Origin of the sequence: Tepidibacter hydrothermalis (assembly GCF_029542625.1) — a bacterium.
GTDB classification, from domain to species: Bacteria; Bacillota; Clostridia; order Peptostreptococcales; family Peptostreptococcaceae; genus Tepidibacter_A; species Tepidibacter_A hydrothermalis.
In genome coordinates, this window is the sequence record NZ_CP120733.1 from 2726243 (window position 1) to 2738701 (window position 12459).

The 12459-nt window shown below is 26.8% G+C and carries 14 protein-coding genes; 1 reads left to right on the forward strand and 13 read right to left on the reverse strand.

Annotated features, from left to right (window positions below):
• Positions 1-64: 64 nt before the first annotated feature.
• The 3 genes from P4S50_RS12885 to P4S50_RS12895 all read right to left on the reverse strand — a co-directional run bounded on the left by P4S50_RS12885 (position 65) and on the right by P4S50_RS12895 (position 4032).
• The gene (locus P4S50_RS12885; protein ID WP_277731201.1) at positions 65-2272 is read right to left on the reverse strand and encodes a YcdB/YcdC domain-containing protein; all 2208 of its coding nucleotides are present in this window, start codon (positions 2270-2272) and stop codon (positions 65-67) included.
• Positions 2273-2485: 213 nt separating this feature from the next.
• Positions 2486-3445, reverse strand: coding sequence for a zf-HC2 domain-containing protein (locus P4S50_RS12890; protein ID WP_277731202.1), 960 nt, complete (start codon positions 3443-3445; stop codon positions 2486-2488).
• A 17-nt stretch (positions 3446-3462) separates the two neighbouring features.
• Entirely contained in the window at positions 3463-4032 is a 570-nt protein-coding gene (locus tag P4S50_RS12895; protein WP_277731203.1) for an RNA polymerase sigma factor, read from the reverse strand.
• A gap of 227 nt (positions 4033-4259) precedes the next feature.
• On the opposite strand from P4S50_RS12895, the gene P4S50_RS12900 reads away from it, so the two are divergent.
• Positions 4260-4943: an SIMPL domain-containing protein gene (locus P4S50_RS12900; protein ID WP_277731204.1), complete on the forward strand. Its 684-nt coding sequence runs from the start codon at positions 4260-4262 to the stop codon at positions 4941-4943.
• A 4-nt stretch (positions 4944-4947) separates the two neighbouring features.
• Here the strand turns inward: P4S50_RS12900 and P4S50_RS12905 are convergent, their stop codons facing one another.
• From P4S50_RS12905 to P4S50_RS20285, 10 genes are all read right to left on the reverse strand, one after another.
• Entirely contained in the window at positions 4948-5358 is a 411-nt protein-coding gene (locus P4S50_RS12905) for a hypothetical protein (RefSeq protein ID WP_277731205.1), read from the reverse strand.
• A gap of 211 nt (positions 5359-5569) precedes the next feature.
• Positions 5570-6808: a leucine-rich repeat domain-containing protein gene (locus P4S50_RS12910; RefSeq protein ID WP_277731206.1), complete on the reverse strand. Its 1239-nt coding sequence runs from the start codon at positions 6806-6808 to the stop codon at positions 5570-5572.
• A 92-nt stretch (positions 6809-6900) separates the two neighbouring features.
• On the reverse strand, positions 6901-7068 hold the full coding sequence (locus P4S50_RS12915; RefSeq protein WP_277731207.1) for a hypothetical protein: 168 nt from the start codon (positions 7066-7068) through the stop codon (positions 6901-6903).
• Positions 7069-7101: 33 nt separating this feature from the next.
• Complete coding sequence (locus P4S50_RS12920; protein WP_277731208.1) at positions 7102-7242, reverse strand: hypothetical protein; 141 nt, start codon at positions 7240-7242, stop codon at positions 7102-7104.
• Between the two features lie 142 nt (positions 7243-7384).
• Complete coding sequence (locus P4S50_RS12925; protein WP_277731209.1) at positions 7385-8710, reverse strand: APC family permease; 1326 nt, start codon at positions 8708-8710, stop codon at positions 7385-7387.
• A gap of 245 nt (positions 8711-8955) precedes the next feature.
• The gene (locus tag P4S50_RS12930) at positions 8956-9168 is read right to left on the reverse strand and encodes a hypothetical protein (RefSeq protein ID WP_277731210.1); all 213 of its coding nucleotides are present in this window, start codon (positions 9166-9168) and stop codon (positions 8956-8958) included.
• A 218-nt stretch (positions 9169-9386) separates the two neighbouring features.
• The gene (locus tag P4S50_RS12935) at positions 9387-11021 is read right to left on the reverse strand and encodes a thiamine pyrophosphate-binding protein (RefSeq protein ID WP_277731211.1); all 1635 of its coding nucleotides are present in this window, start codon (positions 11019-11021) and stop codon (positions 9387-9389) included.
• A 53-nt stretch (positions 11022-11074) separates the two neighbouring features.
• Positions 11075-11497 (reverse strand): GAF domain-containing protein, encoded by a 423-nt coding sequence (locus P4S50_RS12940; protein WP_277731212.1) that lies wholly within the window; start codon positions 11495-11497, stop codon positions 11075-11077.
• 295 nt (positions 11498-11792) lie between these two features.
• Positions 11793-11933 (reverse strand): hypothetical protein, encoded by a 141-nt coding sequence (locus P4S50_RS12945; RefSeq protein ID WP_277731213.1) that lies wholly within the window; start codon positions 11931-11933, stop codon positions 11793-11795.
• Between the two features lie 236 nt (positions 11934-12169).
• A complete protein-coding gene (locus P4S50_RS20285; RefSeq protein WP_416390126.1) occupies positions 12170-12457 on the reverse strand; it encodes a TIGR04104 family putative zinc finger protein in 288 nt (95 codons plus the stop codon).
• Positions 12458-12459: the final 2 nt, after the last annotated feature.

Genomic DNA, 12459 nt, shown 5'->3' on the forward strand with positions numbered 1-12459 from the left:
CAGGTTAATATATAAAAAATAAAAGCCGCCAATATTGCTTAATAACAATATTGAGACTAAAAACTTATCTTATATTTGTATTTGAAAGAGCCTTATAAATAGATATAGCCATTTCAATCATAGTTGCATTATCTTTTGGTCTAAAGTTCCCATCATTTCCCGTAATTATTCCAAGACCTTTGCACGCAGCTACATATCCTTTATAATCTTCTTCTATATTTTGTTCATCTTTGAATCCAAGTGAATATATACCTTTCATATTTGCCATTTTATCTTTATCTATAAGCTTTACAATCATTTTAGTCATTTCTTCTCTAGTTAATTTACTATTTAGATTAAAGTTTTCTTCTTTGTTTTCTATTAAATTATATTCTACAGCTAATTGTATATAATAATAGTCCTCACTTTCCTTTGATATATCTTTAAATTTAAGTTCAATATTTTCATCTGAATAATTTGGATAATATCCTCTTGAATTTACAAGCATTTTTACTGCATCCATTTTTGTAATTTCTTTATTGTCTTCAAAATCCTTAAGGTCTATTATACCACTATCATTAAGTATACTAAGTTCTTTCTCTGCCCAATGTCCTTTTATTTTATCCTTGTAATTATTCTCTTCTTTAATTATTTCATTTCCATCATAATCTATAAATTTCCCACTAACTGCATCTAAACTATAAAAATCATATTTTCCTTTTAAAGGTTCTAAATCATATAATAAAGTGACTTCTCCTTTATCTCCTATCTTTTTATCATACCTAATTCTTTCATACTTAAGTTTAATATTATGATTATCAAAATATATGTCCTTAGCTTTATCTTTATCTATTAATTTTTCATTACTTGAAAAATTAATATCTTCATTCCAATTATATTCTATACCATTTATTTCTCCAGTTTTAGCATTTATATTAACACATATACTATTATCTTCATATTTTATTCCATTTACTAATCTGTAAAATTTATATTCATATTCTAAAGGATATGCTTTATTTTCATCATAAAAATAAGTTTCTACATAGCTTTGTTTTGTATCTATATCCATTATTTTATTAGGATAATAATTCTTTATTATATCTACTGCTTTATCATACCCTTCTTCCCAAGTTAATTTTGGATTAATATTTCTACCTTCTTCAAAATGATATAAATCCAAATATATAACCTCTTTAGTAAGAGCATCCATTATTATTTTACCTTCACCATAAGTTTCATCAGAATCATTTTTACTAAAATGAGCCTGCCATGCTTTTTTTCCATTTGTTCTATAATTATTTTCATCTTCTATATACATTAAAGATTCCAACTCAAAATCTTTATTTAATGATTCTTTTAGCTTTTGCTTTATTGCAATTTCTGCTTCATTTTTGTTTATTTCTTTGCTGAGTTTTCCTATATTTTTAGAACTATTTAATATTTTTTCTTTTTCTTTTTTAATTATATCCTTTGTTTTTAAGTTTTCTATTTTTTCATTTCCATTATAATCAATAGCTATTCCTTTTTTTGCATCAACCATTCTCGCTCTTAAATTACTAGGTCTGTCGTAATTAGGTTTATATAAAATCATTACATTTTCCTTATCAAATCTATCAAAAGATGTATACACAATAGTCATATTAGTATCTTTTTTTAATATTTCTTTTGCTTTATTGCTTTCTATTATATCTTTATACTCTGGTAAATTTAAATTTTCTTCCCAATCTTTTCTATATGAATTAATATTTCCTGTTGTTCCATCTACTTCTACACTTATTTCATTATTAATATAATCTATTCCATTTATTCTTCTTAAATATGTAAAATCATAGTTTCTTACAGGGTCTTTATAGTCATATTCATAAGTATCTAAAAACCTTATTTCTTTAAATTCATTTGGATTTATTTTTTTTAAAAAATCTTCTGCTATTTTTTTTGCTTCTTTTTTTGTAATTTTTGCTATACGAGCTGATTTATCACTGTGATTATATTTATCAACCCATATTACTTTTCCACTATTTGCATCTACCCTGACATCAATATCTATATCTTTTTCACTATACCAATTAATATCCCACATTGATTTTTCATTATATTTGTTATCAATAGTTCTGATTTTAGTTTCAAATTTTTCATCATCAATTTGAATATTAAAATTTTCTTTAATAAATTTAACTGCTATTTGTTTTGCCTCATCTTTTGAAATATTAGAATCAGCATATGAATTTGCAAAACTAATTAATACAAAAGTAAATATAAAGAATATTAAAAATGCTTTTTTGTTTTTCACCTAAATCCCTCCCTTGTTTTTATTTTCCATTTTCATCCACACAGCATTATGATAACATATTCTTTTTTTAATTACCAATTAATGCATAAATAATCAAATTAATATTTATTACAAAATAAAAAAGAAGCTGTCTCGATCTAGAAATTACGTTCTATTTTGAGACAGCCCATTCTATTTAATAATTATCAAATCAAAGCTATAGTATAAATTCGTTTATTTCTGTATATTTATCTCATATACAACCTTATTATAAACCTTATTTTTATCAGTCTTATCATGTAGTATATAACTTATCTTAATCTTACCTTCTTTAATCGCTTTAAACTTCCATGTATACGAATATACTTCTTCATTTTCAGAAACACTCTGTGACATAAACTCTATCAAACTATCTTCATCATTACATACCATAGAATAACTAGTTCCCTTTGGATTTTCAAGTATAATATCAAAATTATCTCCTACCTTAACATTCTTCTGATGTTCATTAAGTGAATTGAATTGATTTATACTTCTAGTTTTTTGTTTTAAAGGTTCATCCGAAGACATTTGTATATTCATTATATTATTATCATCTTGTTCTTTTTGAACAGTTTCTATATTCTGAACAGAAGGTTCATCAACAGATGGTTCATCATCATTAATAGGTTTCATATTATAAGTGGATGCAACTTCTTTTTTATCAGGTACACTTATATTAGTTTTATCAGATACTGCAGCTACTCTTTTCATTTCCTCAGTACTATTATCCCCTTCAGTATTTACTTTATCGTTATTTTGAATAGTATTTTGCTGTACGTCTTCTTGATTAGAATATTCGCTAACCTCTATGTTAGGATTTTCTTGAACATCTAAAGTTTTCAACTTATCAATATTTTGTGAACTAAAAAGTACTATAGCCAAAGATGCAGCAATATACATATATTTACTCCATTTTTTCTTCGCTTTAACTTTTTCATTGTTTAATTTTTTTCTTAATGTTTCATCGTAATTATCAGGCAGAGGAACCTGCTCAACACTATTTAAACTATCTATCAAAATAAGCATTTGCTCATACTCACATCTGCACTGTTCACAACTTTTCATATGATCTTCAAATTCACGCTTATCATTATCATCTAAAATATCATCTATGTAATAAGAAATATTTTCTCTAAATTTATCACAGTTCATATTATATCTCCTTTCCTTTATATAACATTTTCTTCCTTCATACTTTCTTTTAATATCATTTTTAGATTTTCCCGACCTCGCTTAATCCTTGATTTAACAGTTCCAAGTGAACACTCTGTTATATTAGCTATTTCTTCATAACTAAAACCTTGTATATCTCTTAATATAATTGCATTTTTTTGAATAGGTGATAATTTATCTATTGCATCCCGTATTTGTTGAGTCTCTATTTTTTTATCTAATATTTGTTCTGGATTACTTCCCATACAGCTATCTTCATTATTTATAATCTCTTCATTTATTGGTACAATTTTATTTTTTTCATTCTTCTTAATATAATCAAGACATGTATTCATTACTATCCTATACAGCCAAGTTGAAAAAGAAGATTTCTGATTAAAATTCTTAATATACCTGTATACCTTAATCAAGGCTTCTTGAGACATATCCATAGCATCATCAGGGTTTTTTACGATTCCCAAGGCTATATTGTATGCAGTCTGCTTATATTTATCTATAAGTATTTCAAACGCATCAATATCCCCCTCAATACATTTTTTAATTAATTTATTTTCATTTAAATCCAAAGCCTACCCTCCTTAAACTTAAAAGCCCCTTGTACTTATTAGACGGCTTTTAATCAAAAAAGTTTCATTTCTTTATGTAATACATCTATTCTATAACAAAATCACAAGATATAACATGAATATAAATTCCAATTAGTACAATTAATACAAAAAACTCATTCACAATACTTAATAATTATTCATATAATAATAGTATTCATTACAAATTTTTTTAGAGGGGGATTACAATGATTCCGTATGTACCTTCATACACAAAAAGACCTACAATGAATAGAAATGACGATAAAAAACCTAATAACGACGGAACAATATCAGTTGTAGGAACAGGATCTATACAAGTACCACCAGATATGGCAACAGTAACAGTAGGAGTTGTAACTCAAGATAAAGACCTTGAAAAAGCACAAGCTGAGAATAGTAAGCTATCAAACAACGTAATCAAAGGTTTAAACGACATAGGAATAGAAGACGAGGACATTCAAACTATAAATTATTCAGTAAGAACCAACTACGACTATATAAATGGAAAACAAAAATTTAGAAATTATGAGGTAAGACATGTACTTCAAGTAACCGTCAAAGATATAGATCAAGTAGGAGAAGTTTATGACGTAGCAATTAGAAATGGTGCAAATATAGAGGGAGGAGTAACATTTGGCCTATCTAATGAAAAATACTATTATGATAAGGCTTTGGATTTAGCAGTTAAAGACTCTGTAAAAAAAGCTAATAATATAGCAAATTCATTAAATACAAAAGTTAACAATATACCTTCAAGCATAAAAGAAACATCATTTGGTCAAGCTCAAGTATATCCTAAAACTTATGCGGCTACAAATGGTGCGCCGCCTATTCAAAGTGGACTTATAGAAGTTTCTGCTCAAGTAAATGCTACATTTGAAATGATTTAAAAACTTAGTACCACCCATTATACTCTTCATCCTCTTTACCACTTAGTACATGAATATCATAAGGTGTATAATCCTCTATAAGTTTTTCTTTGTAATATACTAATTCTTTTATATCAATATCCTCTATACTGTTAATCAAAATATTATACGCATCTATATTTTTTTCTTTAAGATTCATAAGTTCATTACCTACAATACCTATATTAGCTTCTAAATATGCGTTATATATTCTATACGTGGTACTATGATTTTTGTCAGATATTAACCTTTTGAAATTTTTAGCATTATCAAAATACGCTTCGCTATATTTTATTAGATCATCTAAATTTTCTTGTTTGATATCTATATTTTTTATATTTTCTTTTAAGTTATTACTATTTCTAAGAACTTCACTCCACACAGATATAATATTCATACCTTATCCTCCAATCAAAAAATGAGAGTTTACTCTTAAACTCTCATTTTTTATAACGAACAGTAAATTATAATCATCTTCAAATTATTCATCTTCAAATTATGAATAAGTATAATTTTCGTTATAAGTTTCAAAAAAGTCTACATTTAAAGAAAAAATATTTAAAGAAAGACTTTTTTATTATCTATATTATTTTCAATTAATTTTTATTTTATTCTAAATCAAAGTCTTTACTCTCTATATTTTCATAGTAAGTTTTAACAGGATCATAATCCTTTATATCATTTCCATACTTCATATACAAACTTTTAATATTTTTTAATCCTTTCAAACACTCTATATCTTCTATTTTATTTTCAACTATATATAGGCCTTTCAAGTTAGTAAGATTAGCTAATGGCTTAATGTCACTAACTTCATTCCCATTTAAAGAAAGTTCCTGTAAGTTAATTAAATTACTCAAACTATATATATTTTGTATACTATTTCTTTGAAGATATAACTCATTTAAATTAACTAATGATTTTAAAGAATCTACATCACTTATATCATTCTCAGCTAAATACAGCTTTTTAAGATTAGTCAAACCTGATAAAGAGCCTATTTTTTCAATCTTATTTCCATTCAAGGACAACTCCTCTAGATTAATAAGATTTTTTAACGGTTTTATATCCTCTATCTTGTTTCTTTGAAGATACAAGACCTTCAAAGAAGTAAGAGATTTAATTTCATCTATATTTTCTATATAATTATTATCCAAATAAAGCTTTTCTAAATTCGCAAATTTAGATAATCCACTTAAATCTTTAATATCATAATCACTTAATGTAAGCTCTTTAATATTTCTAACATCACTTTCAAATATATCCCCTGTAGCCTTATTTATATTTTCCCTTACACCTTTTTCCAAACCTTTATCATTAAACTCTATTGCACTTACATCATTACTTATGCTAAGACCCTTTTGCTCATCCCAATCAGATTTTAATCCAAATTCATCCACAACAAATCTCCAAGTTAGAGGAAAATATGTTACATACCTAAAATTAAGTATAGGATATTCTTCCTTTGAATTATCTATTTTTTTACCATTAACCTCTATATTAAATTCAGGTATTATAGCAAGGTATTTTGCATCTAACAAATTATTTCCTGTTGTATCCATTTTTATTTCGTCAGTTTCATTAGTCTTTAAAATCTTTATACCTTCTGTTTCACTCCATGATGTTTGTAAGCCTAAAGCCTTGCTACAATCCCATGTCATAGGAACATAAGTTACATAGTTATAAACTATAAAAGGATACTTACTATGTACATTGTCAACCTTAACTCCATTAATAGTAACATCAAACTTTGGAATTTCTACACTTACCCTCTTTTCCTGAGCATTAATATTTAATGGAGAAGATATTATTAATAATAACAAGATTAATATACATGTTTTTTTCACACTAACCAATCCCCCTTTTTATACATTTTGTATCATTATACAAAATTTAGAATTAATTAGCAAATTTTTGAATATTATGTTTTTAATAATTTTTATTTCAATAGTCTTTTAGTATCAATTTTAGAACTTAATTTTTCTAATTCTTCTATCATTTCAATCATATCTTTATCATTTCTATCACCTAACAATGCTTTCTTTTCTATTGTTAATCTAAACAAACTAAGCGATATTAAATCTAATTCTCTTTTATTTAGTTCCATAAAAACTCTCCCTTTTAAATATAGTTTCTGTACTTAATTCTTAATAATATTATCTGTATCTTTCACACTTATCAATTCATCTAAAACTTTTATAACATCTTCTTCATATTTATTTTTTATTGGAATACTTTTATACCTTTTTTTATTACGTTCATTTATAATATTACTAGACATTGTATAATATTTTTCATTTTTTTACAATTATTCTTTGATTTCCATTTTACTAGCTATAATCAAAAAAAGATGATTCCTGTTCGATACAGAAATCATCGTCTTTAGCATCACTAATTTTATTAAGTTTAACTTTATATTATCTTTAATTTGCTTCTTTTCTGTAAAATAATAAACCTGAAAGGAATACAACAACAGAAATACCTAAATCAACTTTTACAGAAGCCTTAGAAAGTCCACCGTATACAACTATTGCAGCACCCATAAGTGCAAGCATAGGAATAACAATTCTTTTAATAGTTGATAAGTCATCCATCTTAATCATAAATGCAATATAAATAACAATATAAAATGCATAGATTAAAGCTATCGGTAATTCTGAAACATCTATAAACATTCCACCAGGAAATAATCCTGCAAAATTCATATACCAAACTATTAAATATACACAAATTAATCCAAAACTTGCCATAGCAGAATTAGTAGGCATATTAGTTTTACTATCTACTTTAGAAAAAATCTTCGGCTTTATACCTTGTCCACGAATAGCTAATGAATAAAAAGCACGTGATCCCCCAAGTATAAGTCCATTAAGAGTACCTAAACAAGATACTATTATGAATGTAGTAAGAACAGATGCTCCTAAACTTCCAAATATAACACTAGCAGCAAGATTAACAGCATTGTCTCCTTGTTCCAAAATAGTCTCAGATGGAATAATTCCAACTATACCAAGGAAATATGAAATATATATAACTACTATAGCTAAACTTCCAAATATAAGAGCCTTTGGAAGAGTCTTTTTAGAATCCTTTATTTCACCATTAATCGTTGTTGCAATAATCCATCCTTCATATGCAAATGCTGTTGCAAGAACAGCCGCTGCAAATCCATTTGATCCACCTACTGCACTCGTAGCTGTAGCAAAATTCTCAACTAAAATTCCATTATTAACTCCTTGAAATATACCAACTATTGCTATAACAATTAAAGGAACTACTTTAATTGCTGTTGAAGCAACTTGGAATTTTCCTGATAGTATAGGAGATAAATAGTTCATAGCATATATTCCTATCATATATATAGCAGACATAACCCATACAAAGTTACCCTCTTGATTAAATAAAATAGCAGTATAATTAGCAGCTACCCACGCTAGTACCGCAGCCAGTGCTGGATAATAAATAATTGCATTAAACCATCCTATTAAATAAGCAAATCTTTCTGAAACTATACTCTCAGCATAGTCAACTATTCCATTGGATCTTTCAAATCTATTCGAACACTCTGCAAAAACTAAAGCTCCGAAAACCATAGAAATCGCTCCAACTAACCAAGCAATTAAAGCTGTTTTTACACTTCCTCCAGAAGCCATAAGAATGTTATCTGCCTTAAAAAATACTCCTGACCCTATTACTATACCAATAACCATGGCAACCGTGGTCCAAAGACCATATTTTTTTTCCATCATAACTTTTACCTCCTTTTTAATTAAATTTCTTCCCAAAAATTATATGCGAAATTTTAATTTAATACATTATATAATATTATTTAAGATTTTTCTATACTTTTCAACATATTTTTTGAAAATTTCTTATTTTCTAACAATATCCATCCTTAATAAGATTCTTTTTATAAATATTTTCAAAATAAAAACTGCTCGCCAAATAATTTCGACAAACAGTTTATAAATCTAATTTAACGCGATAAAATATCTTATCTATCTTTTTTATACCCTATAATATCCATATTACTTATTTTATACTCAACGTTGGATTTTGTATCTTGATATCCTTCTATCATCCTTTTATATAATCTCTTTTGCTCTACAGATAGATTCTCATCGTATTCATCTAAGCACGTCTGTATACTTTCTATGGCACAGTCCATTCCTTTAATAAATATATTTAATTTTTTATCATTAATCATATTCAGGTCGCCTCCTCTATATAGGAAGCTTTTCCATAGGTCCGATTTTTTAAACCAATATTAAGATATAGTTAGATATCTTACAGGTATTTGTAGTCTTTACCTTTTTTAGCTCCAAACTTAAAAATGGCTCTCATTTTTGGTATTAAGGATAAATTCTACTTTAATCAAAAAAACCAAAGAGTGTCTATACCCACCCCTTGGTTTTACTAATATTATTAAATTGTATTTATTTTTGCAAGAGCCTTAAATCTGTCTGCAACAGCAGGTCTTTCACTTCCATCTGTAACTAATTCAATAACATATGGTCTATCTAAATCTGTTATAAATTCCTTAACCTTAACAACATCTTCTATCGAAGAAATTTTCATAGAATTTATTCCCATAGCTTTTGTCATTTGTGCTAATTCTATTCTTTCTTGCCTAAAACCTGGCAAAGTTCTTCCATAAATAAATTTGTGTCCATACTCTACATACGAAAGCATAGCATTATTTACTACAAAATAAATTATAGGTCTATTATATTCTTTAGCAGTTATAATTTCCATTCCATTCATAAGAAATGATCCATCTCCTACTATAACAGCTACTGGTTTATTGGGTTTTGCCATTGAAACTCCCACAGCCGAACCCACACCAGATCCCATTGCTCCATAATTTAAACTCATATCAAAATCTGACTCCTCATCTATAGATAAGTATTTAAATACAAAATTCATAAATTCTCCTATATCACATATATATTGTGTATCCTTAGGCAATACTTTAATAATCTCTTCTAAAAATACTCTAATAGATAAGCCTGTATGATTTTTTTCATATACCTTGTTTAAAGGTAATTTTCTTTCAAATTTTTCTTCTTTCTTATTAACCATCTTTAATATATCAGATAAAGCCATTTTTAAATCAGAATTTATTTTCACATCTGTTTCAAATGTTTTCCCCAATTCTTTAAAATCCCAATCTATATGAATGACCTTTCTATTTTTTACTAACATAGGATTATAATTTAAAGTAGCAGATTCTCCTAAGCTTGAACCCAATACTAATAAACATGTTGCTTGTCCATTTTTCACATAATCATATGCTAAATCTGTGCTTTGAAAACCATAATTACCTAAATTAATCTCAAAATTAGTTGGTATAACTCCTTTCGCCTGTGGAGTAGTGATTATAGGCCATTGAAGACGCTTACTAAGCTCTTTTATTTCTTTAGAAAACCCTCTAGCGCCCTTTCCAACCATTATAATTCCTTTTTCTTCTTTATTTATTATATCAGTAGCTTTGATTATAGAATCATTATATTGTGATAAATCCATATCTAAAAACCTTGTATCTACTTTTGATGGTAGCTCTCCTGTAAATTCTGATTTTTGTAAATCCATAGGTATACAAATATGTACAGGTGCAAATGGAGGAGTAAGTGCTAATTCTATAGCTTTTTTTAATTCACTTAAAACATCTTCCTTTTGAACCATCTTACTGTATCTAGTACAACCACTAAACATTGTTTCTGTATCTAGTTCTTGAATTGCACCTTTACCCATCTGTTCCCTTTGAACTCCACCAGTAATTATTAAAACAGGATTTTTATCTCTTTTAGCAGCATATATACCTGTTAGGGCATTAGCTGCTCCTATTCCTCCAACCATACATACCCCTAATTTATTACTCATTCCCGAATATGCATTTGCACAGTAAGAAGCTGCACCTTCATGTCTAACTGTTATCTGTTGTATTTTTGTATCAATTATAGCATCTACAATAGAACTTGTAGTACCTGCTGCTATTCCAAAAATACATTCAACCTCATTTAACTCTAGATATTTCATCATAGCATCAGCAATTCTCATATATATACCCCCTAAAAAATTGTGTATATTGTTTTAATTTAATTTTGTAATTACTATAAATATTTATCAACTAGTTTTATGCATTGTGAAACTTCTTCATCAGTAAAATTATGAGGCGTACCTATAGATGCTATAACTACAATACCATCAACTCCATCATTTTTTATTGATGGAATAACAAAAATACTATTTATTCCAAATAAAGAATATGTATTTTTTGTAACTTCATCTGCATCATCTATATCCGACATAACAATTGCTTTTTTAGTACTTACTATTTCAGTTAAAACAGGATCATTTTTAACATATACTGTTTTTTGTGAATGTACCTCTTTCCATTTTTCTGCACTTAATTGTGATGTATTCATTTTATAAATAGGATTTAATTTTCCATTACTTATTTGATGATATCCAATATCCTCTATTTTCGTTATTTCATATAATTTGGTACATAATTCCTCTAATTTTTTAACCATGTATTTGTCCTCCTTATAAAAATGTAATTTCTCAATTTTATATTTATACCCACTTACAATTTTACCATTTTTTACATATTTTTTACATATTTTTTACATATTTGTTACTAAATTTATCAAAGAAAGTCTTAAATTTATATATTTTGTAATTATATGATTTTTCTCAATTTTTATAAGTTATCTCTATGACCTTTAGATATAAATAAAATTTTCCTTATGTAGAGTTATACATGAGAATAGATCTGTAAGGCTCTCAGGCAATAAAAAAACAGAAGCATTATGCTTCTGTTTTAAATCAATAAGATTGTTCATTTTTAATTTTGTCTAATTCTTGGAGCTTTTCCAAATTTAATCTCGCCCATTTAGACATTGCCAACATCGTCAGTATTACAATTATTACAACTAATATTTGGTATGCTCTATTCTTTATTCTCAATAACCCCCCGCCGCCTTCCTTTTTACTAATTTTTTTATATTAGCTACTCTTTTTACCTTTTTTCTTCCATTGTAATAATTATACATTATTTTTTTAAAAAATATAACAACTATAAATACAATTTTTTACAGTTACAGTGTAAATCTGACTACCGTCTAGCATATTTAAGATATAAAGATTTCTGAGATTTTATCCTATACCACCATACCCACTATGACATGGTTAGTTAAATATGATTACTTCTTGTCTATTTTATATTTTACAAAGAATGGGGATATTAAACTTATTAAACAAATCCAAAGTACAATAACTAGGATTCTGTACGAGCCTTTATAAAAGAAAAACGGAAATAGAAATAATCCAAATACTATTTTATTCGATGTAATAATAAAGTGCTTAGTTTTGCAATAATTACATTCTATTGACCTGTACCCACCCCAAATAGAATAAAAAATATCCTTATAACTTAATGACTTAGAACAATTACAACATTTTTGTATAGACAAGATTTTCACCTCCAACATAT